The 24,605-nt window shown below is 64.6% G+C and carries 11 protein-coding genes; 1 reads left to right on the forward strand and 10 read right to left on the reverse strand.

Annotated features, from left to right (window positions below):
• Positions 1-97 precede the first annotated feature (97 nt).
• From NCT32_RS14720 to NCT32_RS14765, 10 genes are all read right to left on the reverse strand, one after another.
• Complete coding sequence (locus NCT32_RS14720) at positions 98-1,453, reverse strand: hypothetical protein (protein WP_250490425.1); 1,356 nt, start codon at positions 1,451-1,453, stop codon at positions 98-100.
• A gap of 892 nt (positions 1,454-2,345) precedes the next feature.
• Positions 2,346-5,288, reverse strand: a complete 2,943-nt coding sequence (treY, locus tag NCT32_RS14725; RefSeq protein WP_061118340.1) for a malto-oligosyltrehalose synthase — start codon at positions 5,286-5,288, stop codon at positions 2,346-2,348.
• On the reverse strand, positions 5,285-7,501 hold the full coding sequence (gene malQ / locus NCT32_RS14730; protein WP_250490426.1) for a 4-alpha-glucanotransferase: 2,217 nt from the start codon (positions 7,499-7,501) through the stop codon (positions 5,285-5,287). Before malQ ends, treY begins: the two co-directional genes overlap by 4 nt.
• The gene (gene treZ / locus NCT32_RS14735) at positions 7,498-9,396 is read right to left on the reverse strand and encodes a malto-oligosyltrehalose trehalohydrolase (protein ID WP_250477280.1); all 1,899 of its coding nucleotides are present in this window, start codon (positions 9,394-9,396) and stop codon (positions 7,498-7,500) included. The genes malQ and treZ overlap by 4 nt, the downstream gene beginning before the upstream one ends.
• Before the next feature lie 65 nt (positions 9,397-9,461).
• Positions 9,462-11,687: a glycogen debranching protein GlgX gene (glgX, locus tag NCT32_RS14740; protein WP_061118337.1), complete on the reverse strand. Its 2,226-nt coding sequence runs from the start codon at positions 11,685-11,687 to the stop codon at positions 9,462-9,464.
• A 252-nt stretch (positions 11,688-11,939) separates the two neighbouring features.
• Positions 11,940-14,165 (reverse strand): 1,4-alpha-glucan branching protein GlgB, encoded by a 2,226-nt coding sequence (glgB, locus tag NCT32_RS14745; RefSeq protein ID WP_061118336.1) that lies wholly within the window; start codon positions 14,163-14,165, stop codon positions 11,940-11,942.
• The gene (treS, locus tag NCT32_RS14750; RefSeq protein WP_409219287.1) at positions 14,152-17,550 is read right to left on the reverse strand and encodes a maltose alpha-D-glucosyltransferase; all 3,399 of its coding nucleotides are present in this window, start codon (positions 17,548-17,550) and stop codon (positions 14,152-14,154) included. The genes glgB and treS overlap by 14 nt, the downstream gene beginning before the upstream one ends.
• Positions 17,551-17,632: 82 nt before the next feature.
• Entirely contained in the window at positions 17,633-21,037 is a 3,405-nt protein-coding gene (locus tag NCT32_RS14755) for a maltotransferase domain-containing protein (protein ID WP_086961058.1), read from the reverse strand.
• A gap of 347 nt (positions 21,038-21,384) precedes the next feature.
• Positions 21,385-23,040 carry a glycogen synthase GlgA gene (gene glgA, locus NCT32_RS14760; RefSeq protein ID WP_250490427.1) on the reverse strand — a complete coding sequence of 552 codons (1,656 nt, stop codon included), beginning with the start codon at positions 23,038-23,040 and terminating at the stop codon, positions 21,385-21,387.
• A gap of 294 nt (positions 23,041-23,334) precedes the next feature.
• Positions 23,335-23,991 carry a DUF1345 domain-containing protein gene (locus NCT32_RS14765; RefSeq protein ID WP_061118334.1) on the reverse strand — a complete coding sequence of 219 codons (657 nt, stop codon included), beginning with the start codon at positions 23,989-23,991 and terminating at the stop codon, positions 23,335-23,337.
• Positions 23,992-24,076: 85 nt separating this feature from the next.
• Here NCT32_RS14765 and NCT32_RS14770 point away from each other — a divergent pair, with 85 nt between their 5' ends.
• Positions 24,077-24,577, forward strand: a complete 501-nt coding sequence (locus NCT32_RS14770) for a sugar dehydrogenase complex small subunit (protein ID WP_061118333.1) — start codon at positions 24,077-24,079, stop codon at positions 24,575-24,577.
• The last annotated feature ends 28 nt before the right edge of the window (positions 24,578-24,605 follow it).

Genomic DNA, 24,605 nt, shown 5'->3' on the forward strand with positions numbered 1-24,605 from the left:
GGATGCGGCAGCGGTAGCGTGGGGCCTGCGAATGTCTGGATCAGATGAACGTCCACGCCGATGACCGGCGTCAGGTGGGTAACTGCAAGCAGCGCCATTACGCGTGGCCTCCCGTTTCGGGAGCCATTTGCTCGGCGAACTGTTGCGTGACTTCCTCTGCGGGCAGCGGTTGTATCGTTTCAGGCCAGTCCTCGCCATAGAGCACGGCAAGGCGCGAAGTCAATTCGCTTCGCCGCTCGTGGAACCTGCCGACACGCTTGAGCAGGCTTTGCGCGACCATCTGCAGGTTGCTGTTAGCGCGCAGTGGTACGGGAATCAAGCCGCCTGCATCGAGCGCGCGAAGGCCCGCATCGATGCTAGGCTCATCCCGGTTCATCTGCGCGAAGCACTCGCTGCACATGCGCCAGCCTTCGACCGAGAGAAAGCCGTCGCCTTCGGCTTGGGCCAGCTCGGCGGCTTGCGTGTAACGTTCGGCGGCGCGGCGGTAGTCGGCCTGCATCCAGTAGACAGAGGCTTCGCCGAACAGACCGTTGATGGTCAGCTTGTTGCCTGCTGCGTGACCCGCTTGCGCGGCTTGCCGCCCGGCCTGCGTCGCCTCTTGATAGGCCGATAGCGCGAGTTCCGGCGAATTCCATTTCAGATAGGCCGCACCCGCAAGCAGATGCACGACGACGCTCTGGTCGGGCCACGTCTGCGCCTTCGTGATCGCCAGCGCTTGCGAGCGCAGTGTTTCGAGTTGCGCGGGTGTGCCGTTGGTGATCGTGTCGTTCAGTGCGACAAACAACCGTCGAAAGTCAGCGTCGGGACCGCGTTCGTCGGATTCGGCAACCAGCTCGCGTGGCAACGCCTCCATGTGGTAGCGGCCGTGCAGCACTTTCGCCTGATGTGGGCGTTGCTTCGTGAGCCATGGCAGCGGGTTGGCGTCGGTCCCGGTCAGCACGAGCCGCAGGCGCTCGGTTTGCCATGCGTTGCGTTCGAGCCCGCCAAGCAGTTCGTCTAGCCAGCGTTCGAAATCGGCGGGTTTGCGGATAGGCTCGGGTTCGAGAACCAGCACCAGTTGGGGAAACACTTCGGGGTGATGGCGCATCAGGCTGCCGGTCAGCCGCAGAAGGTACGGCGTCGCCGCTTCGTTGCGATCTCGCGAGGGTGGCGTCCAGTCCGCCGTGATGCCGTTCGCCATCGAGCCTTCCTTGCCGCTCTCGTACCAGGCGACGATCTCATCGGCCACGGCGCCAGCGTATTGGTTCGCATCCTCGAAGCTCGATTGCGGGCGCAATACGGCGCTGGACAGCTTGTCTTGCCGTTGAATGTAAGCCGCGAGCATGCGCTGGTCGGCTTCGCTGGTATGCCAATAAAGCAATTGAGCTTGCTTGTCTTTTGCAAAACTTAGCCAGTCATCGTGAACGGCCATGAAGCGGCGTTCGACCGGATTGGTGGGATGCCAATTATTCATTTCTTCGTTTTAAGAAAGACCTTCCGCCGAGGCGGTCGACGCGATGTGTCATTCAGGTAGGGAGGTGTCCTATCGTTCGAGCGCAGCGGGCAAGCCGAGTGAGGGGCTCGGAGCCCGCGCGCTGCTAGAACGGTCGAATCGTGAGGCTCCGATTCGACCGGCGAAACGTATGCGAGATTCTTTTCAGGATGGAGACGGGGAAACCTTTAGGCCAGAAACACGGACGATAAGCAGCGAAAAATTGGATATCTCGTAAAATCAATTCGCTGCTCTTTCGATTGAATAGGCGCGCGCTCACGAAGGGATATTTCGACGGCCTGCTAAAGCCCGACAAGTACACAATCTCTCTCTTGATCTTGGAAGATTAGAACTCGTGTACAAGGGCACGATATCTTCGATCGTTCCATTCGCGAATGGGGGCGGCGTATCAGCGAATCCGGTTCGCATCGTTATTCGACCGACTCTGCCCGATCGGCAGATGGGGGCTGCCGCATATGCTTGGATGAGAGACCATGCGACCGGTGCGAGCGAATCTTGTTTGTAATGCACTCGTGCGAGGCGTACGCGAACGCGGCTTGTTTTTGCGAATGTTTGTCCGACACCGCTGGGCAGGTTTGAGGCGCGTTGCGCCCGCGCCGTTTTCCCGATGGCCTGGTCGATACGCTACGCAGCGTAAGCAGTCGCGCACGCGCGAATGAACGTCCGCGTGCTGCGGGAAGCGCAAAGCGTTGTCGTGGACGGCGAGGCGGTTCCCGGTGGGGAAGAGTGTTCGATTAGCGCGACGCTACAGGTTTTCTTTTCAGCAGCAAAAAAGTGACTGCCGCCCGCACCGGGGCAGCGCTGATAAACCGACGCGAATACAGGATTCCGGAAGGGGAAGGAACGCTCCTCCTTAAGGCGTCGGTACACCTTCCTCAACCAGCAAAGCCACCGGCATAACCCCAAGCGCATCGCGCAAAAACAACCTCTCGCCTTCGGCCTTGGGCGCATTCGGGCTCAGCCAGTCGAACAACGCGCGAGAATGAAGCGCCTCGGGCAGCACGATGAAGGAATCGCCCCATCGCTCCGGCTCGACGAGCGGCACATCACGCCCAACGCCCAACAATGGCGCGGCAAGCCGCGTCGCAATCACGATCGCAAACGCGCTCCCTGCATGCCGCGCATAGGCGATCACGCGATCCGCATGTTCGCCTTGCACGTGAAGCGGCACATACTCGCCTTGAGCGAACAAAGACTCGCAATGCTTGCGCAAAGCCAAAGCCCGCCGCGCGAGCGCCAGTTTCACGCGCCCATCGCGCCAGTTCGCCAGTTGCTCCGAAGGCGGTCCTTTCTCTTCGACTTCAGCGAGCCACTGCCGGCGCAATTCATAGTCCACCGGCCGCCGATTGTCGGGATCCACGAGACTGAAGTCCCACAGCTCCGTGCCCTGATAAAGATCCGGCACGCCAGGCGACGTCAATCGCAACAGCGTCTGCTGAAAACTGTTGATCGCACCCAGCGGCCCGATGCGCGCGACGAACGCCGACAACTCCTGCAGGAAGCCGTTGCGCCGCTGCGGCGCAACGATATCGAACAAGAAGTCCTTGCACGCGTTCTCATACGCTTCGTCGGGCGCGAACCAGCTCGTGCGCAACTTCGCCTCGCGCAGCGCTTTCAACTGCCAGCCCGCCACACGCTCGGCGAGCGCATGAACGCCCGCTTCGTCGTCGGGCGCGAGCGTCGGCGGCCAGCAGCCGATCAGCGTCTGATACAGCATCGCCTCAGCGGCCGGTCCCGGCGCCCAGTCATGCACATCGCCGGTTTCGCCATGTCCGCCGCTCGGTCCGCGACGCAGCGGCGTGTTCAATGTGGACCACTGCCTGAGCGTCGCGGCCCATTCATCGGGGATCTCGCTCAAGGCCGCGATGCGTGCGCGCACATCCTCGCCGCGCTTGTGATCGTGCGTCGCCGTGCAAAGCATCGCGTGCGGAAAGGCGTCGAAGCGTTCGCGATTGCACGCATGAAATTGATCGACGGACAATGCAAATTCGCCCGGATCCGCGCCGACTTCATTGCGCGAAATGAGGCGTCCATAGCGATAACACGCCGTATCCTCGACGGCCTTCGCCGCCACCGGCGAAGTCAGTTGCGAGAACAGCGTCTGCGCCGCGCGCCGCTGCGCACCGCTCGACGGCGGCGGAGTCTGGCCCGCCGGCGCCTGATTGCGATCGCGTTCGCGATTGCGCTCCACGGCGCGATCACGGCCGCGCTCGGGACGCTCGGTGCGTTCATTGCGCTCGGCCTGCGGCGGCGCTTCGTCGGGCAGCTTGCCGCCGAGCCATTGCGCGACCTGATCGAGCACGACATGATCGGCGCGCGCAAGCACGGCGCGCGCGGCTTCGAGCGCCTGGGAGAAGAAGCGTTCGTCCTCGGGACTGCGCACGCCGCTCACCGGATAGACGCGATACACCGGAAACTGCACGACCAGCTCCGCGACCGCGCGCCTGATCGACGTGAAGGTGAAATCGCGCGTGGTGTGCGCATCCCGCGCGATGCGATGCAGCGCACGCGTCACGCGATCCAGTTCGGCCGACAGATTCTCCGCGAGTATCTTGCGGCGCGCGGCGAGCGCTTCGTCGGCGAAGCGCTCGCTCTTGCCGGTGATCTCGGCCCACAGCGCGGCGAGCGGCTCCGCGCCCGCGGGATCGTGCAGCAGCGCGCCCACGTCGTTCATGAAGTCATAACCGGTCGTGCCGTCGACCTGCCAGTCCCGGCGCAAGGGCTCACCGCGCGCGAGTATCTTTTCGACGACGAAATACGTGCGCCCATTACCGTGCCGCAACGCCTCGGGCCGCTCCTCCGACAACTCTTCCAGCCGCGCACGCAGACGCTGGCAGTATTCACGCGGCTCGGCGAGTCCATCGACGTGATCGACTCTCACGCCATCGATCAGACCTTCGGTAAAGAGTCTGAAGACGAGCGCATGCGACGCCTCGAACACCTCGGGCCGCTCGACGCGCACGCCGCCTAACGTGCTCACGTCGAAGAAGCGCCGCCAGTTCACTTCGTCGGCGGCGGTGCGCCACCACGCGAGCCGGTAATGCTGCCGCTCGAGCAGCCGGTGCAGCCGGTCGCGGCCCGCGGACGTATCGGGCGCGTGCGCGGCGAGGATCGCCTCGATCGCGGCCTGGCCGCCCTCGGTCTGCGCGATCGTGACGAGCGCGGTGCGCGCATCGGCGGCGCGCGGCTGATCGGCGGGCTGCGTCGTCAGGCCGGCGAAGCGTTGCGCGAGCTCCGGCGCTTCCTGAAACACGGCGGGATAATCGACCGGGCAAACCGGGAACACGTTCGAGTAATACTCGATGACGAAGCGCCCCTCGTCCGCGCGATACGCGAGCCGGATGTTGCCGCTCTGCAGTTCATCGCCATAGGCGCCGCCCAGAAACGGCGCGAGCACCTTGCCGCGCAATGCGGGATCGGGCGAATGCCAGTCGACGTCGAAGAAGCGCGCATGCGCGGCATGCCGGCCCCATTCGAGAATGTCCTGCCACCACGCGTTTTCCGATCCGCCCACGCCCATGTGATTCGGGACGATATCGACGATGAGTCCCATCTCGTGCGCGCGCAGCTTCTCGACGAAGCGCCGCAGACCCTCTTCGCCGCCCAGTTCGGGATTGACCTGCGTGTAGTCCACGACGTCATAGCCGTGCGTGGAGCCGGCGGTCGCCGTCGTGATCGGCGACACATAGGCGTGACTCACGCCAAGCCGCGCGAAGTAGTCCACTTGCGCGGCGGCATCGTCGAAAGTGAAGCCCTTGTGAAGCTGAAGCCTGAGCGTGGAACGCGGTACGGTCATGGTGTTTCGGGTTTCGATGTGTGTTCGTTCGGTTGCACGGAGCGCTTGCGCGCGGCATCGACGGCGAGCAGGCGGTCCGCAAAGGCATCGTCGAGAAACAGTTCGTCGACGGGCAGAACGAGCCGCCTTCGCCAGTTTGGATGTTCGTCGATCGAGCCCGGCAGGTTCGGCTGCTCCGCGAGCGCAAGCAGGTCTTCGAGCGGATACGTGACGAGCGGCGCGGGCGTCGCGGCGACGAAGGCGAGCGCTTCATCCACGGGCGCATTGTCGATGTCGGGCGCATCCACGTCGCCGGGCGCGATGCCCGCATCCTGGAACGCGCGCCACAATTGCTCGCGATCCGCGCCGCGCTCCTCGAGCGCCGCCTCGACGGCGTCGCGGCCATCGGCGCGCGCCGTCGTCTGGCCGATCTTCGAGCGCCACACGATATCCTCGCCGCGCCACCATCCGGTGACGGTCGGCAGATCGTGCGTCGTCGTCGTCGCGGTGACGCCGCTGTCCCATTCGCGCGGCGGCTTGAAGCCCGGCCCATTCACTTCGCGTTCGAACCACAGCACGCGAATGCCCAGCAAGCCGTGCTCCTGCAAGCGCTCGGTGAAGCCCGGCGGCACCGTGCCGAGATCCTCGCCGACCACGATCGCGCGATGCCGCCACGATTCCAGCGCGATGAGCCGCAGTAGATCCTCCAGCGGATAGCGCAAATATGCGCCGTCCTTCGCGCTTTCGCCGTCGGGCACGAGCCAGAGCCTGCGCAAGCCGAGAATGTGATCGATGCGGATGCCGCCCGCGCGCGCAAACGCGCAGCGCAGCATGTCGATGAACGCCGCGAAGCCCTGCGTGCGCATCGCGCGCGGCGAGAACGTCGTCAGGCCCCACGATTGCCCCGCCTGGTTGAAGAGATCGGGCGGCGCGCCGACGGACACGCCCGTCAGCATCTCGTCGCGATACGACCAGGCATGACTGCCCGCGCTGTCGCATCCGACGGCGAGATCCGCGACGAGTCCCACGGCCATGCCCGCATCGCGTGCGGCGTGCTGCGCGTGCATGAGTCCCTTCGCGGCGAGCCACTGGGCAAAAAGATGGAACTCGACTTCGCGCCGATTGGCGTTCGCGAACGCCGTCACCTCGGCGCTGCGCGGATCGCGCAATGCTTCGGGCCAGTTGCGCCAGTGGCCTTCGCCGTTCTCCGCGATCTGCACGGCCTGCAGCGCTTCGAAGCGCGCGTGATCTTCGAGCGGGCGGCCGCCTTTCTCGACGAACGCGGCGAAGTCCTTCGCGAAGAGCGAGTCGCGGTCTTCGGAGAACGTATCGAAGAGCGCGCGCAGAATCGCGAGACGCGCTTTCGATGCGCGCGGCCAGTCGATGAGCGCAAGGCCTTCGAGTTCGGCGAGTTCCCCGGCGAGGCCGGTCTTCTCGATCGCCGCGCGCGCCGCCGGCGCGCCGAGGACGGCGGCCGGATCGACGTGGGCGACGTTCAGAAAGAGTCGCGACGACGGCGAATAAGGGCTGAACTTGTTCGGCTCGGCGCTGAACATCGCGTGCATGGGGCTGATCGCGACGGCATGTCCGCCGCGCTTCGCGGTTTGCGTCGCAAGCGACGCCAGGGCCGTGAAATCGCCGATGCCGCCATCGCCGTTGCGCCGCAGGCCGTACACCTGCGCGGCGACACCCCAGAGCGGCGGCGCCGTGTCCGCCGCCGCCGTGTCTTCGCCGAGCGCGCGCCACGCATCGTCGATCTTGTAGCAGCGCGCCGGCGCGACCGCGAGCGTCGTGCGATGGTCGTTGATGACGAGCGTGTGATAGCCCGGCTCCGCGATCGGCGAGAGCAGCGCGATCTCGCCCTTGGGCGACGTGAAGCGCCCGTCGATCACCGCGCCGCTTTCCAGTTCGATGCGATAGCGCGCGCCCGACTTCGCCGCCGACACCGGCAGCGCGATGCCGCGATCCACTTCGGCGGTGATGAGCGGCGGCAGCTTGCGGCCGCTCATTTCGGCATCGACGGCGGCCATGCTCTGCCTGATCTGCGTGGCGTTGCCGCACGGCAGGCCGAGCTTTTCGAGCAGGATGCGCAGCGTCGTCTCCGGCACGCGCTGCGTGTTCTTGTGCGCGTCCTGCCATTCGATCTCGAAGCCCGCGCGTTCCGCGAGCGCCTCGATGCTGCTCACGGGACGCGCGGCGCGGGCGCTGTTCGTCTTGCTTGCGGCGGCGCTCACGAGCGTTTTCCTTCGGCCGATGCCGGTTCGAAGCGGCGCGCATCGTGCGCGATCGCGTATTCGTTCACCTCGCCGGTGAGCCAGGCGAGGAAGGTGCGGGCGCCGAGCTCGCCGTCACGCGCGCGATCCTGCGCGCGCGCCGGCGTCTCGAAGACGAGCTTGCCCGGTGGACATTCCTTCAGCGCGATGGCGCTCTCGCCGAGATTGAGCGCGACGCTCAGCGTCTCGCCGTCGCCGAGCTTCCAGCGCGCGACGAGCGCCTTGTCGCCGAGCACGTCCGCGCCGAGCGATTTCGCGCCCTTCAGACGCGGCGTCACGAGCTTCGCGCGCACCGTGAGCGCCGAGCGGTAGAAGTGCAGCCATTCGAGCCGGTCCTCTTCGTCCTGCTTGTCCGACAGCTTAGGCGAGGACGCCTCGAAGGTCTTCGCGTCGTTCGGATCGGGAATCTGCGCGCGGCGCTTTTCGTCGCTGAACACGGAGAATTTCGCGAATTCCTTGCGGCGGCCTTCACGCACCGCATCGGCGAGTTCGTCGTGATAGTCCGTGAAGAACAGGAACGGCTGCTTCGACCCGTATTGCTCTTCCATGAAGAGCAGCGGAATCTGCGGCGACAGCAGCAGGAGGCCGGTCGCGGCGAAGAGCGATTCGTCGTCGGTGAGTGAACGCAGGCGATCGCCCATCGCGCGGTTGCCGACCTGATCGTGGTTCTGCAGGAACATCACGAAGCGCGTCGGCGGCAGATGCGCGCTCTTTTCGCCGCGCGGCTTGCCGTCGTGTATCGGCGACGGGTCGCCCTGATACACGAAGCCTTCCTTCAGAACGCGCGCGAGCTTCTCGATCGGCTTGTCGCAATACGCGCCGTAGTAACTCTCGTCTTCGCCGGTCAGAAGCACGTGCAACGTGTTGTGCGCATCGTCGTTCCATTGCGCGTCGAAATGCGATTCGAGCAGATTCGCCGTGTTGTGCTCGTTCTCCAGCACGAGATGCACATGACGGCCCGCCTCGACCGAACTGCGCACGCGATGCGCGAGCTCGCGCAGCCATTCGTCGTCGTTGATCGCATGCACCGCGTCGAGCCGCAGGCCATCGAAACGGTATTCGTTGAGCCAATACAGGGCATTGTCGAAGAAAAAGTCGCGCACTTGCGGGCGCTCGAAGTCGATCGCCGGGCCCCAAGGCGTGTCCACGCCTTCGCGGAAAAAGGTCTTCGCGTATGCGTTCAGATAGTTGCCGTCCGGGCCGAAGTGGTTGTAGACCACGTCGAGGAAGACCATCAGGCCGAGGCCGTGCGCCGTATCGATGAGCTTCTTCAGGTCTTCGGGACGGCCATACGCCGAATCGGGCGCGTAGGGCAGCACGCCGTCGTAGCCCCAGTTGCGCGTACCGGAGAAATCGTTGAGCGGCATCAGTTCGATGGCCGTCACGCCCAGTTGCGCGAGTTCGGGCAGACGTGCGGTGACGCCCGCGAAGCCGCCCATCGCGCCGACATGCAGTTCGTAAAGCACGGTTTCTTCCCACGGCCTGCCGTGCCAGTTCGTGTGCGTCCAGCGATACGCGCGCGGATCGACGACTTCGCTCGGGCCGTGCACGTCCTGCGGCTGAAAACGCGAAGCGGGGTCGGGCACCGCGAGATCGTCGTCGAGCCGATAGCGATACAACGTGCCCGCGCCGCCATCGGCCTCGGCTTCGAACCAGCCGTCGCCGGTCGGCTGCATGTCGACACGTTCGGGCGTGCCGCCCGCACGCTGGATTTCGACTTGCACTGCATCGCGCGATGGCGCCCAGAAACGGAAACGCGTGCGCGGATTCTCGCGTGCGGCGCCCGTCAGATGAGCGCCGAAAGGAAGGCAATACGCATGTTGATGCTTGTGCGGATCGATCGGACGTTCGGACATGATTTCCTGCCTGTATGTGCTGCTGTTTCGACGATGTTCCGCGATGGGTGAACGGGTTGCGCGCGTCAGTGCGGAGAGTCGATTTCCGGCTCGCGATGCGACGGCAACGTGCCGGGATCGGGCGGCAGCGCCGTCAGAAGACGCGGCCCCTGATGCGCGCCTGCCATCCACACCGCCTGCCAGTCCGCCTCGCCGGTGGGCTCGGCCAGCATCACCACGACACTGTGCGAGGCCACCTCGATTTCGCTTCCGACGAGCGGCCGCGTGACGGAGTCGGGCTCCGCGCTATCGAGGAGCACGTTCCATTCCAAGTGCGGCGCGGGCGGCGTGAACACGAGCGATTGCGACGATGCGTTGAACATGATGAGCAGCACGTCGATTTCGCCATCGACGCCCGGCCCGGCGCGCCGCAGCGTGAGCGCGCGGCCCTCCGGGTCCTGCCATGCTTCGATCGAAAGCGCGGTGCCGCGTTCATCGAACCAGCTTACATCGTAGAGACCCGGCAGCACTTCGCGGTCGCCGTAAAGAAAGCGGGTTTCGCGCAGAACCGGGTAGTTTTTGCGCAGTGCAATAACTCTTGCGACAAACTCCGTCATCTCGACGCCTTTCGGGCTTGCCGCCGCGTCCCAGTCGAGCCAGGAAATCTCGTTGTCCTGGCAATAGGCGTTGTTGTTGCCGTGCTGCGTGCGGCCGAATTCGTCGCCGGCGAGGAGCATCGGCGTGCCGAGCGAGAGCAGTGTCGTCGCGATCATCGAGCGGGCGAGACGCGCGCGCACGCCGAGGATCGCGGGGTCGTCGGTCGGGCCTTCGACGCCCCAGTTCGCGCTGCAGTTTTCGTTGTGGCCGTCGTTGTTGCCTTCCTGATTCGCTTCGTTGTGCTTGTGCGAATAGGCGGTGACATCGGCGAGCGTGAAACCGTCATGTGACGCGACGAAGTTCACCGATGCCCACGGCTTCCTGAAGCGGCGATTGAAGAGCTCCGCGGAACCGGTGAGGCGCGCGGCGAGATCGGGGCGCATGCCTGAATCGCCGCGCCAGAAACGTCGCACGCCATCGCGATACTTGTCGTTCCATTCAGCGAAGCCGGGCGGATGATTGCCCACCTGATAGCCGTCCGGCCCGATGTCCCACGGCTCGGAAATGAGCTTGCGCGTGGAGAGGACCGGGTCCTGACGGACCGCATCGAAGAAGCCCGAGCCCGGATCGAAGCCATGCCCCTCGCGGCCGAGCGTGACGCCGAGATCGAAGCGGAAGCCGTCGATGTTGAACGCGGTGCACCAGTAGCGCAGCGAATCCATCACCATCTGCAGCACGCGCGGGTGCGACAGGTTCAGCGTATTGCCGCAGCCGGTGTCGTTGATGTAGTGGCGTTCGTCGCCGGGAATCAGGCGGTAATAGCTCGCGTTGTCGAGGCCGCGCCACGAGACCGTGGGTCCGAGTTCGTTGCCTTCGCACGTGTGGTTGTAGACGACGTCGAGAAATACTTCGATGCCCGCCGCGTGCAACCGGCGCACGGCGATGCGCATTTCGTTCAGACGATGTGTCGAGAGATAGGAAGGCTCCGGCGCAAAGAACGCGGCGGTGTTGTAACCCCAGTAGTTCCTGAGGCCGCGCTCGACGAGGAAGCGGTCGTTCAGAAACGCATGCACCGGCAGGAACTCGACGGCGGTGATGCCGAGCTTCTGCAAGTGCTCGATGAACCACGGCGACGACAGCGCCGCGAAGGTGCCGCGCTCGTGCTGGCGGATGTCGTTGCGCAACATCGATGCACCGCGCACGTGCGTCTCATACACGATGGTTTCGCCCCAGGGCGTGTCGGGGCGCACGTCGCGCGACCAGTCGAAGGCGTCGTCGGTGACGATGCACTTGGGCATCGCGGGCGCGGAATCGCGGCGATCGACTGACATGTCGAGCCGGTTCGAATGCACGCGATAGCCGAAGAGCGCGTCCGACCAGCGCCAGGGACCGACGAGTTTTTTTGCGTAGGGATCGAGCAGAAGCTTGTGCGGATTGAAGCGATGCCCCTGCTGCGGCTGATACGGGCCGTGCGCGCGGAAACCATAGACCGTGCCCGGATGCGCGCCGGGCAGATAACCGTGCCAGATTTCATCGGTGCACTCGGGCAGGTCGAAGCGCATCAGTTCCTTGCGGCCGGTGCTGTCGAAGAGACATACCTCGATGCGATGTGCATTCGATGAAAACACCGCGAAGTTCACGCCCAGACCGTCCCAGTTGGCTCCGAGCGGGTAGGGGGCGCCCGGGAGTAACTTTTCGGGGAGTGCATTTGCCATGTGGCGCGTCCTTTTTTGCCTTCTTTCGCCGGTTCGGCGGGTTGGGGTATCAGTTTATGCCTTTGTTTTGATGGGGTTTGGGGTTGTTGGGAGTTTGATTTGTGTCTGTTCGGTAGTGTTTTGCTACTGGGCCAGCTACACCGGTGGGCATGGCTTTTCAGCGTGCGCTTGCCAATTGCCCCGCAAACGGGCAACGCAATCAGACCGGACGCGCAACCCGAAGTCCGGCGCCGGCCACCCAAACGCAGCCCGTCAATCCGCCCGCAAAACGATCGTCGCCAACGGAGGCAGCGTCAGCGCCGCCGACTGCTCCCTCCCATGACTCGGATAGTCATCCGTATGAATGACCCCTCCATTCCCCGTATTCGACCCGCCATAAATCGAAGCATCGGAGTTGAAGACCTCGCTCCATCGCCCACGCCGCGGCAACCCGATTCGATAAGCCAGCCGCGGCACCGGCGTCATATTGCACACGACGACCAGATCGCGCCCCTCGGCATCCGTGCGCCGATACGCATACACGCTGTTCGCATTGTCATCGCCGACGATCCACTCGAAGCCGCGCGCATCGCTGTCCAGCTTGTGCAACGCAGGCTCGCTCGTATAAAGATGATTCAGATCACGCACGAGTTTCTGCAAGCCGCCATGCAGTGAATCGTCGAGCAGATGCCAGTGCGGCGATTCATCGTGATTGAACTCCGCGAATTGCCCGAATTCGCCGCCCATGAACAAGAGCTTCTTGCCCGGATGCGTCCACATGAAGCCGAAATACGCGCGCAGATTGGCGAATTTCTGCCAGCGGTCGCCCGGCATCTTGTTGATGAGCGATCCCTTGCCGTGCACCACTTCATCGTGCGACAAGGGCAGCACGAACCGCTCGGAATACGCATACACCATCCCGAAGGTATAGAGATGATGGTGATATTGCCGATAAACCGGATCTTCCTGCATGTAATGCAGCGTGTCGTGCATCCAGCCCATGTTCCACTTGAAATCGAAACCGAGGCCGCCGCTCTCGACACTCGCCGTCACACCCGGCCATGCGGTCGATTCCTCCGCCACCGTGATCGCGCCCGGAATCTGCCGCACTTCATGATTCAACCGCTTCAGGAACGCGATCGATTCGAGATTCTCGCGCCCGCCATAGATGTTCGGCACCCACTCGCCCGCCTTGCGCGAATAGTCGCGATAGAGCATCGACGCGACCGCATCGACGCGCAGGCCGTCGATGTGATAGCGCTTCAGCCACGCAAGCCCCGATGCGATCAGGAACGCGCTCACCTCGTTGCGGCCGAGGTTGTAGATCATCGTGTTCCAGTCCTGGTGGTAGCCCTCGCGCGGGTCCGCATGTTCGTAGAGCGGCGTACCGTCGAACTGCACGAGACCGTGCGCGTCGTTCGGAAAGTGCGCCGGCACCCAGTCGATGATCACGCCGAGCCCCGCCTCGTGCGCACGGTTCACGAACTCCGCGAACTGTTCCGGCGTGCCGAAGCGCGCGGACGGCGCGAACTGCCCGAGCGGCTGATAACCCCACGAACCGCCGAACGGATGCTCCGCGATCGGCATGAATTCGAGGTGCGTGAAGCCCATGCCCTTCGCATACGGAATCAGGCGCTCGGCAAGCTCGTGCCAGTTCATGCCGCGATTGGCTTCCTCGGGCACGCGCAGCCACGATTCGGCGTGCGCCTCGTAAATGGTGATCGGCGATTGCGGCGTCTGCTTGCCGCCGCGCGTGGCCATCCAGTCGGCATCGGTCCAGGCGTAATGATCGATCGCATCCGCATCCGCGACGACGGATGCCGTCGAAGGCGGCTTCTCGCTCTGCATCGCACAGGGATCGGCCTTCAGCGGCAACGTGTGGCCGTCGCGCGTGACGATCTCGTACTTGTAGCGCGTGCCCGCGCCGATGCCCGGAATGAACAGTTCCCACACGCCCGCGTCGTGACGCAGGCGCATGGGGTGACGTCGGCCGTCCCATGTGTTGAAGTCGCCGACCACGGACACACGCCGCGCATTCGGCGCCCACACGGCGAAGCGCACGCCCGCGACGTTGCCGTGCGTGACCGGCCGGGAGCCCAGGCACTCGAGCACCGCATATGGATCCGCGTGCGAGAGGCGCGCGAGCCATTCATCGGACAACACGGGGCCGAACGAGTACGTGTCGTGCGTTTCTTGCGGCGTGCCATGCCAGTCGACTTGCAGGCGATACGCCGTCGGCCTCTCGACGAAGCCCGCGTAAAGCCCTGCATCGTGGATGCGCGCGAGCGAGCCGATGTGCTCGCCGCTGCCCGAATCCGTCACGCTCACCGACGATGCGCCCGGCAGGAACACGCGCACGACATGCCCGCGATCGGTTTCATGCAGGCCGAGCATCGAGAACGGGTCGGGATGCCGGGCCTCGACGAGCGCGTCGATGTCGAGCGGATTCAGGCCGTGCGCGGGATTCCTGGAATCCGCCGGATCGCTACGATTGTTCATGGTGGGTTCCATCCGGATTGTCCTTGGTTGCTCCGAAGACGGGGCGCGTGCCCGGAGCGGGCGGCTCGCCCGTATCGCCCAGCAAGCGGCTCGCGAGCGACGCGAGACCCCGCAACGGAAGGCCGATCCAGGTCGGCCGGTTCGCTGCTTCGTAGCGGATTTCGTAAGCGGCCTTTTCGATCAGAAAGAGATCGAGCAACGCTTCGAAAACGTCTTCGGCCGCGATCGTTTCGGGCGACGATGCGATCGCCGCCGTGTACTCACGCAAGAAGCTCTCCTCGGCGAAGGCGCGCAGCCGTTCGAAGAGAGCGCGCTTGCGATCCGCCGTCTGGGCGGGCGCGTTCTCGGTCGTGGATTGCGCGGCCGCGCTCGCATACGACAGCGAACGCAGCAGCCCCGCGACGTCGCGCAGCGGGCTCGTCTTTCTGCGGCGCTCCTCGAGCGGGCGCGCGGGCTCGCCTTCGAAATCGATCAGATACGCATCGCCCTGCGCCATCAGCACCTGGCCCAGGTGGAAGTCGCCGTGGATGCGGATGCACAGCGCATCGGCGCCGGGCGCGACGAGTTTCTTCACGGCATCGACGAGCAGGGCGCGGCGATCGAGCAGGCTCTGCGCAAGGAAGCGGTCGTGCTCATTGAACTCGCCGACCTTTTGCGCAAGGATGTCGAGCGCCGATTCGAGCAGCTTCAGCGTGCCGTCGATCCAGCCGTTCACGTCCTCGGGCGTCGCGCGCTGCGGCGTGAAGGCTTCGTCCTCGGTCGGCGACGCGAGCGCGACATGCAATTCGCCCAGCCGCTTGCCGATGATGCCCGCGATGCTGCCGTAGCCCGAGAAGCCTTCCGCCTGCGCATCGCGCTCCGGCGTATGGTCCTCCGGTTCCACCGCGACCGCGAGTTCATCGACGGTGCGGCGCAGATAATCGAGCGCGTAGTTCCACGCATCGCCCTGATTGTCGATGAAGCCTTGCAGGATGATGAGCGTATGCGGCACGCCTTGCGGATCGACGCGCACGACTTCGCCATACAGCGGGCCGGTGTTCGCATAGCCGAGCTTCGTCAGATAGCGGCTCATTTCCGCTTCGGGATGAATGCCGCCGACGACACGCCGCACGAGCTTCAACACGACCTTGTCGCCGATCACGAGCGAGCTGTTGCTCTGCTCGGCCGCGAGCCAGCGGATCTCGGGCAGATCGGCGGGATAGTAGTTGAGCTCGTTGAGGCGCTCGGTGGGAATGAAGCGGATCTCGCTCTTTTGCACCGTCGGCACGACCGCGCGTTCCTTCAGTTTGCGCATCACGCCGTAGGTGAACTGCGGCACCGCGAACGCATCGGTCAGATGCCCGATGTTGCGGTTGCGGCGCACGCGCGCCAGCGCGAGCTGCATGTAGAGCGGCGAAGTCGTCTCGGTGCCCCACGCGATGGAAAGCGGCAGCACGTAGCGCTCGCAATGATCGCCGACATCGGCTTCGATCTCGGTGAAGGCAAAGCCCGCGCCTTCGATCGTCGTCAGCGCGGCGAGGCGCACGCCATGCAGCTTCTGATCCTTCGACGCGAACCAGCGGCGCTTGCTCAGGTAATTCGGCAGCACTTCCGATTCGAGCAGACGCACGTTCTCGGGCGTTGGTCCCGTCTGTCCCGCGCGAATCACCATCGTCACGAATTCGGGCAATTGCTCCGAGGGCGCCTGCGCCCACGCCGGCCGCATGTTGCCCGGGCACAACTGGAACCACAGAAAGCCGTACGGCGGGAAGGTCAGCAGATACGTGAGCTTGCCGATGGCCGGAAACGGCGAATCGGCGGTCATTTCCAGCGGCACCGATCCATCGAACTCCGACAGGTCGAGTTCCACCGCTTGCGGCGCGCGCGAAAGGTTCGCGACGCACAGAACCGGCGGCTCGCCTTCGAGCTCGCGCAGATACGCGAGGATCTTGCGATTCGCGGGCCGCAGGAAGCGGATCGTGCCGCGTCCGAACGCATGCTTCGAGCGACGCACAGCGAGCATCTTGCGCGTCCAGTTCAGCAGGGAATGAGGGTCGCGGCTTTGCGATTCGACGTTCACCGCGTCGTAGCCGTAGAGCGAACCCATCACCGGCGGCAACACGAGTTGCTCGGGATCGGCGCGCGAAAACCCGCCGTTTCGATCGGACGACCATTGCATCGGCGTGCGCACGCCGTCGCGGTCGCCCAAGTGGATGTTGTCGCCCATGCCGAGCTCGTCGCCGTAATAGATGACGGGCGTGCCGGGCATCGACAGCAGCAGCGAGTTGATGAGTTCGATGCGGCGGCGATCGCGCTCCATGAGCGGCGCGAGACGCCGGCGAATGCCGAGGTTCAGGCGCGCGCGGCGATCGCTCGCATACGTGTTCCACAGATAGTCCCGCTCGGAGTCAGTGACCATTTCGAGCGTGAGTTCATCGTGGTTGCGCAGGAAGATCGCCCATTGATTCGTCGTGCCGAGATCGGGCGTCTGCCGCATGATGTCGGTGATCGGAAAGCGGTCCTCGCTCGCGATGGACATGTAGATGCGCGGCATCAGCGGGAAGTGGAACGCCATATGGCATTCGTCTTCATCGCCGAAATATTCCTTCACGTCTTCCGGCCACTGGTTCGCTTCCGCGAGCAGCATGCGGTTCGGATACTCGGCGTCGATGGTCGCGCGAATCTTCTTCAGGATCGCGTGCGTCTCGGGCAGGTTCTCGTTGTTCGTACCTTCACGCTCGACGAGATAGGGCACCGCATCCAGCCGCAGCCCGTCGATGCCCATGTCGAGCCAGAAGCGCATCACGGACAGCACTTCCTTGATGACCGCGGGATTGTCGAAGTTCAGGTCGGGCTGGTGCGCATAGAAGCGATGCCAGTAGTACTGTCCCGCGACCGGATCGTGCGTCCAGTTCGACGGCTCCGTGTCGATGAAGATGATGCGCGTCTCTTCGTACTTCTTGTCCGTATCGGACCAAACGTAGTAGTTGCGATGATTCGAGCCCGGCTTCGCATGCCGCGCGCGCTGAAACCACGGATGCTGATCCGACGTGTGATTGATGACGAGCTCGGTGATCACGCGTATGCCGCGCGCATGCGCTTCCTGGATGAAGCGCTTGACGTCCGCGAGCGTGCCGTAGTCCGGATGCACGTTGCGGTAATCGGCGATGTCGTAGCCGTCGTCGCGGCGCGGCGATGGATAGAACGGTAGCAGCCAGATCGCATCGACGCCCAGTTCCGCGATGTAGTCGAGCTTCGCGAGCAGGCCGGGGAAATCGCCGATGCCGTCGTTGTTCGCATCGAAGAAAGACTTGATGTGAACCTGATAGATGATCGCGTCCTTGTACCAGAGCGGATCGTCGCTGAGAATCGAGGCTTTCTTGTTGCGCTTCACCCTTGTATCCACGGTTTCGCTCCAATGTCCTTATGGGCTGAATGCATCGCTATTCGCCCTTGTAATGGGTGTGCTCTCGTTCGCTACTGAGGATTCATCCTTCTGCATCCGGCTGCGGCTTCGGCAAGCCCCACGTCGGCGCAATGCGCCAGATCGCGAACGGCAGCGAATGCGGATTGAGACGAACGTGCTGACGCCGTCCGCGCCATTCGAATCGCTCGCCCGTCACCTGATCCTCGACCGTGAGTGCATCGCCCTCGCGCACGCCCCAGCGCTCGAGCGTCTGCCATGGCAACTCGATGTCCGCGCCCTGTTCATTGAACGGATCGAGATTGATCGCGACGAGCACGACGTTGTCCCGCGACGAATTCGCCTTCTCGAAGAACAGAATGTGATCGTTATGCGCGGGCAGGAAGTTCACGCCAAGATGCGTCTGCAGAGCGGGATTCGCGCGGCGAATGCGATTGAGCGCGGTGATCTCGGTCACGATGTTGCCGGGACGATTCCAGTCCCACGCCTTGATTTCGTACTTCTCGGAGTTGAGGTACTCCTCGCTGTTCGGCAGCGCGGCGGACTCGCAAAGCTCGAAGCCGCTGTACACGCCCCACAAGCCCGATAACGTCGCCGCCAGCGCCGCGCGAATCACGAAGCCCGGACGCCCCGAGCTTTGCAGAAAGCGCGGATTGATGTCCGGCGTATTCACGAAGAAGTTCGGGCGGAAGAATTCCTTCGCGTCGGTTTGCGTGAGATCGTGCATGTAGTCGATGAAATCGCGCTTGCTCTCGCGCCACGTGAAGTACGTGTACGACTGCGAGAAGCCGAGCTTGGCAAGACGATTCATCACGCGCGGCCGCGTGAACGCTTCGGCCAGGAAGATCACGTCGGGATGACGCGCGCGCACGTCGCCGATCACCCATTCCCAGAACGGGAACGGCTTCGTATGCGGATTATCGACGCGGAAGATGCGCACCCCCGCTGCGATCCAGTGCAGAAAGACGTCGCGCAATGCGATCCATAGCTCGGGCTTCGCGTCCTGCGCATAGAAGTCCGGATTCACGATGTCCTGATACTTCTTCGGCGGATTCTCCGCATAACGCAGCGTGCCGTCGGGACGCCATGCGAACCATGTCGGATGTTCCTTCAGCCACGGATGATCGGGCGAGCACTGCACCGCGAAATCGAGCGCGATTTCGAGACCATGTTCATGCGCGGCTTCGAGCATGCGCTTGAAGTCGTCGAGATTGCCGAGTTCCGGATGCACGGCGGTATGTCCGCCTTCCTTGCCGCCGATCGCATACGGGCTGCCCACATCGCCGGGACCTGCCGTCAGCGTGTTGTTCTTGCCCTTGCGGTTCGCGACGCCGATCGGATGAATCGGCGGGAAGTAGAGCACGTCGAAGCCCATCTGGCGGATGCGGGGCAGCTTGCCGATCACGTCGATGAACGTGCCGTGGCGGTTCACGTCGTCGCTCATCGAGCGCGGGAAGATCTCGTACCAGCTCGCGAAGCGCGCGGCGGCGCGTTCCGCATCGACGCGATACACGACCGGATCGCGCGACAGAAACGGACGATGCCGCGCGGCTGCGACGGCCTTCGCGGTCGCCGGCGCGAGCGTGAGTTCGAGCTTGCGCGCGTCGTCGGCTTTCGTGAACTCCTTGACGATCGCGTCGAGCGGGGCGCTGTTGCTGTCGGCGTCGTCGGCGGTCTTGACTTCGGCGAGGATCAGCGCGAACAGATGCTTCGCTTCCTCGACTTCCAGCTCGACGGTCTGCCCGGCCTTCAGCTTCTTCTGCATGTGATCGACGAGCGACGCGTAATCGTCGCGCCACGCCATGACGACGAATTCGTGCCGGCCCACGCGTTCGAGCGGAATGCGCGCGGACCACAGATCGAGTCCGGCGGGCTGCACGGCGCGCATCGGCGCTTCGTGCCAGACGGTTTCGTCGGCGGCGCGCCATTGCACGGCGGCGGCGATCTTGTCGTGACCTTCCGCGAAGATCGCGGCCTGAATCTCCACTGCCTCGCCGACGATGCGCTTGGCCGGAAAGCGCCCATGATCGACCGAAGGCGTCACGCTTTCGATCGAGACGCGCGGCGCGGCGATTGCCTCGGTCACCGCTTTCTTGTCCGCGGCCTTCGCGCCGCGCTTCACCTGCGGCTGCGCGAGCAGGATGAACGGCTCGGCCTCGGCGCGAAAGAGCCGCACTTCGCCCGCCCTGAGCGAAAACGGCGCGAGCCGTTCGGCCTTGCCCATGGAATCGTCGATGAGCGCAAAGCGCGTGTAGTTGCCCGGCACCGATTCGAGCAGATGCAGCGTATCGACATGCACGGGCGCGACGAGATCGGGATTGATCACGGCCAGCACGGCGTCGTTGCTATGGCGCAAATCGCCGCCATCCGCGCGGATCAACGCAGCGTACGGCGTGCCCGCGCCCGTCAGCGCCCGCAGTTCACCGACGCTCGACAGCGTGCCGACGTTGCGCTGCAAGTCGTTCGCGCGTTTGACGCGCGCCGTGAGGTCGATGCGCTTCTCGTTCTTCGCCCGCTCGTATTCGGCTGCGATGCCATATTGCGGCGACATCGGCAGGCCGACGCCATACTCGAAACCCATCGGCACCATGATGCCGGTGCCGAGCGCGGCGGCGGTGTCGAGCGCGCGTGTGTACGCGCGTTCGACGAGCGCGGTGTCGCTCGTATCGGAGAGATCGCTGATGAGCCGCGTGCCGAACGGATCTTCCGGAAACGTGATCGGCGATGCGATGCGCGACAGTGCCGCGTGCTCGTCGAAGAGCCACGCGCTCTTGAAATCCCACCAGCGCGTCGAGGCGAACACGGCATCGAATGCGGCATCGGCGAGACCGTGCAGATCATGGCGCGTGACGCCCACGGTCCATGCGAGCCAGCGTGTCTCGGGATGCTTCTCGCGCACCGCGGCGCCGAGCCTGCGCCATACGTGCGCCGGCACCGCGTGCGGCGAATCGAAGCGAAAGCCGCCCACGCCCGCATCGGCGAGCAGGTTCAGCTCGCGTGCCCACCATTCGGTCAGATGATGCGCGGCCTCGCCATCGGCGAAGTTCGCCCGCGCGACATCGCGCTGACGCGGCGGCTTGCGCGGATCGAGCCGCGCATCGGCGCTCTCGAAGGGCTGGAACCAGTGTTTGTTGTCCTGATAGAGGCCGCCTTCCGCGCTCACGCGGTCGATCACGATATCGACAAGCAGCGTGAGCTCGTGCTTCTTCGCGGCGTCGGCGAGCTGGCGCAGGCCATCGGCTGCGCTCATATCGGATTCGAAAACGGCATGCAGCCGATGATGATCCGCGACGGCCTCGCGATGCCCGTTGCTCCCGGGCATGAATGGCGAGCCGATCAGGACGTGATCGAAGCCAAGCGCGGCCGCGTGCTCGAACTGGGCGGGCCAGTTCGCGAGCGGGCCGACGAGCAGGGGATCGATGAAGTAGATACGCGGCGCGTACGCATGATGAGCTTGATGGTTTTCCATCGTTCGTCTTTTCCAGAGTCGTCCTGCGGTGGCGGGGATGCGGGCATCAATCGCGATCACGCTCGCGGGCCAAACTGCTGAAGAGCCGGTCCGCACATACGGAATCGCGCGGACGTCAGGCGGAACTCAGATTACACCCTGGCGCCGCGTGAATCGACGCCGGCCTGGCCGCTTGTCGCGATGCACCGTGCATCGTGCGCTGGTCACGCTCACGGTAGGCGCCACGATCCCAAGTGATTTCCTTCGGTTCGCACGGGGCGAGGCAGCAGTTTGCGTGCCTCGCCCGGCGAGTGCCCGGTTCAGCTTTGCATCAAGGCACTACTATGGAACAACTGCGCCGCGTATGCTCATGCGGTGCGCGCAAGCGAACGCGCGTCCTGCACTTGCGCGGGCGCGGTTGCCTGCATGAGCTCGGGAACGCGGCGCGTGCGCAACGTCGAGCGGCTCGGGCGCGCGTCGCTCAGGCCGACGTACAGTGCGACCATCGTCGTCACGGCTTCGTTCCATCCGAAATCGCAGGACATCGCGTTGCGCTGCAGCGCGCGCCACACTTGCGGACGCATGTAGGCATCGAGCGCGCGGCTCGCGGCGTCGATGACATCGTCGGCGCGTTCGCCGTCGAAGAGAAAGCCCGTAGGCGCATGTGCGGCGCGCGGTGCCGCGATCGACGCGATGGGCGTGTCGTGCGTGCCGTCGCGCAGATACGCCGAGGGACGCAGCACGTCGCGCACGTCATGTTCCGCGTTCTGCGCCGCATCGACGATGGTGTCGGCGAGGCCGCCCACGCGCGAGGCGATCGGCAGCGTGCCGTAGCGCATGGCATACATCTGCGTGAGGCCGCACGGCTCGAAGCGGCTGCCGTGCAACAGGAGATCCGCGCCCGCGTGCAAGGCATGCGCGCGCCGTTCGTCATATCCGATATACACGCCCACGCGATCCGGCCATTCCTGCGCGAGCTTCCTGAAGCCCGCCTCGATATACGCCTCGCCCTTGCCGATCACCGCGAGTTGCAGGCGCGGATGTTTCTCGAGCAGCCGGGGCAGCGCTTCGAGCGCGACATCGGCGAGCTTCTGGCCGGTCATGCGGCTGCCGATTGCCATGAGCGGCGCGAAAGGATCGACGGGCAGGCCGAACCTGCGTTGCAGCGCGCGCTTGCAGGCGTGCTTGCCGCGCATGTCGTCGAATGAATAGTTGCGTTCGATGAGCGGGTCCGTGGCGGGATTCCACGTCTGTTCGTCGATGCCATTGACGACGCCCACCAATTTGTCCGCGCAGCTTTGCAGCACGCCTTCCATCAGATGCCCGAAGCGCGGCGTGAGGATTTCGCGTGCGTAGGTTTCAGAGACGGTCGTCACGCCATCGGCGTGCACGATGCCCGCTTTCATCAGACTCAGCGCGCCATAGAACTCGATGCTCTTCGGATCGCTCAACGCATGCACGAGCCACTTTTGCGGCACGCCGAGCGACGCACCAAGCGAGAGCGCGTAGTTGCCCTGGAATGCAAGATTGTGGATCGTGAATACGCTCTTCGCGTGCACGCCCGCGTGTTTCATCAGAAGCGGCGTCAGGCCGGTATGCCAGTCGTGGGCATGAACGACGTCGGGCTTCTTCACGCCGCGCACGCCTTCGGCGATCTTGACGGCGGCCGCCGAGAGCATCGCGAAGCGGATCGCGTTGTCCGGATAGTCGCGGCCCTGCGCATCCTGATAAAGGCCGGTGCGCGCATAGAGCGCATCGGCGCGCAGCAGCAACACCGGCACGCCGGTATCGGGCATGCGGCCGCGCAACAGTGCTGCATCGCCACCGGGCAGGCCCGTAAGCGTGCCCACCTTGCTCAGACCTTCAGCCTGAGCAATCGCATTCGGGTAGGCGGGGAGCAGGATGGTGGCGTCGACGCCGGCTTCGCGCAGCGCGGCAGCATAGGCGCTGACCATGTCGCCGAGTCCGCCGGTCTTGGCGAGCGGGACGGCTTCGGAGGCGACCAGCAGAACATTCAAAGGCAAAGTGGGGCTCCTGAGCAAGAGGAACGCGCGGACGGCAAGCCGCGCATGCGAGCGCTGATCGAGGTTTCGTCTGAAATAGCTGGCGCAATTCAGCAATCGCTGTGCCACGCGCGCGCGTGCATGTGCGGTGCAGCACATTCGTGTGCGGCCATGGCATGCCGAGACCGCCGGCGCACGGCGCCGGCCAGGCACGAAGCTGCACGAACGTGCCGCGTGTAAAACTGACAGCGGCGTGCGTCGCGTTTTTACACGGCGTATCCGAAGAGCTTATGGAGCGCGCGTGACAGCGTCGTTTCAGCCGCCGACCATGCTCGCGGCGATGTTGATCGAGAGCCCGAGCACCGCGAGATTGAAGAAGAAAGACAAGACCGACTGCGCGAGCGCGGTGCGGCGCGCGGATGTCGATGCAAGCGAGACGTCGGCGGTTTGAGAGGCGACCGCGATGGTGAAGGAGAAGTAGAGGAAGTCCCAGTAATCGGGCTTCAGATGCCGGTCGGGAAACCTGAGGGCGGGATCGTTATCGGGCGACTGATAGTAATGCCGTGCGTAGTGCAGCGTGAACATCGTCGGGATCAGGAGCCAGGCGCCGAGCATCGTCGCGCCGGTCAGGACGTAATGCAGCACCGCTCCCGCGCCCAGGTTCTTCGCGGTCGATAACTCGAAGACGATCGCCACGATGCTCGCGAGTGCCGCGACGCTCACGACCATCAGGACCGTCGCGGCGTTTTCGTCCTCGCGTTCGGCAAGCGCCTGCACGTCGCTCTGGCGCGCGGTCGCCATCTTGAGCCAGATCAGCACGAGATAGAGCCACACCGCCGCGTCCCAGCCGATCAGCGCGCGCGCGGTCGGGCGCACGTGCGCCGGAACCAAAGCGGCGACGACGCAACCAATCAGGAGGCCGACCAGGGCGCGCGGCCGGTAGCGCAGAACGGGCGGGAGAATCTGCTTCATTTCGTTTCTATCCGCGTGAGAGCCAGCCTTCGCTCGATGCCTGCGATTATTGCCCGGTCACCTTTCGGCAAGCTGAGGAAAGCGCATGAAAACGTCCGAGCGCGTGTCGTTCGCGATGCGGCGGGGCCTCGTGGCGGGCGGGTGCGCGTTCGCCGCGTGGGCGTCGCTGCCTGCGCGCGCTCAACAGCAGTCGCGCGCGCCCGGGTTCGATGCGTTCGTCGCGGTATCGGCGAGGCTCACAGGCCGCACGAGCTTCGATCCGCTTCTGGCCGACCGCGTGCATGCGGCGCTCGTCCGGCACGTTCCCGAGTTCGCCGCGAAGATCGCCGCGCTCGACCAATGGATTGCGACGCACGGCGGCACACCGACCGACGTCATCACGGCCGCGCTGGAAACCACGCGCCCCGAGCTCGCGAAGACGGTGGGTGCGGTGATGCGTGCGTGGTATCTCGGCGTCGTCGGCGAGCCGCCGCATGTCGAGGTCGTTGCGTACGAACGCGCACTGATGTTCGATCCCGTCGGCGACATGCTCACGATTCCCTCATACTGCCGCGGCGAGCCCGCCGACTGGGCGCGCAAGCCCTGAGCGGCCGGCGCGCAGGCATCACGACCAA

The organism is Caballeronia sp. INML2 (assembly GCF_023631365.1).
Taxonomy (GTDB): domain Bacteria; phylum Pseudomonadota; class Gammaproteobacteria; order Burkholderiales; family Burkholderiaceae; genus Caballeronia; species Caballeronia turbans.

Bases quoted from the DNA above. Each gene is read 5' to 3' on its own strand.
- NCT32_RS14720 (WP_250490425.1), bottom strand. From the start codon at position 1,453: ATGAATAATTGGCATCCCACCAATCCGGTCGAACGCCGCTTCATGGCC.
- treY (WP_061118340.1), bottom strand. From the start codon at position 5,288: ATGACCGTACCGCGTTCCACGCTCAGGCTTCAGCTTCACAAGGGCTTC.
- treZ (WP_250477280.1), bottom strand. From the start codon at position 9,396: ATGTCCGAACGTCCGATCGATCCGCACAAGCATCAACATGCGTATTGC.
- glgX (WP_061118337.1), bottom strand. From the start codon at position 11,687: ATGGCAAATGCACTCCCCGAAAAGTTACTCCCGGGCGCCCCCTACCCG.
- glgB (WP_061118336.1), bottom strand. From the start codon at position 14,165: ATGAACAATCGTAGCGATCCGGCGGATTCCAGGAATCCCGCGCACGGC.
- NCT32_RS14755 (WP_086961058.1), bottom strand. From the start codon at position 21,037: ATGGAAAACCATCAAGCTCATCATGCGTACGCGCCGCGTATCTACTTC.
- NCT32_RS14765 (WP_061118334.1), bottom strand. From the start codon at position 23,991: ATGAAGCAGATTCTCCCGCCCGTTCTGCGCTACCGGCCGCGCGCCCTG.
- NCT32_RS14770 (WP_061118333.1), top strand. From the start codon at position 24,077: ATGAAAACGTCCGAGCGCGTGTCGTTCGCGATGCGGCGGGGCCTCGTG.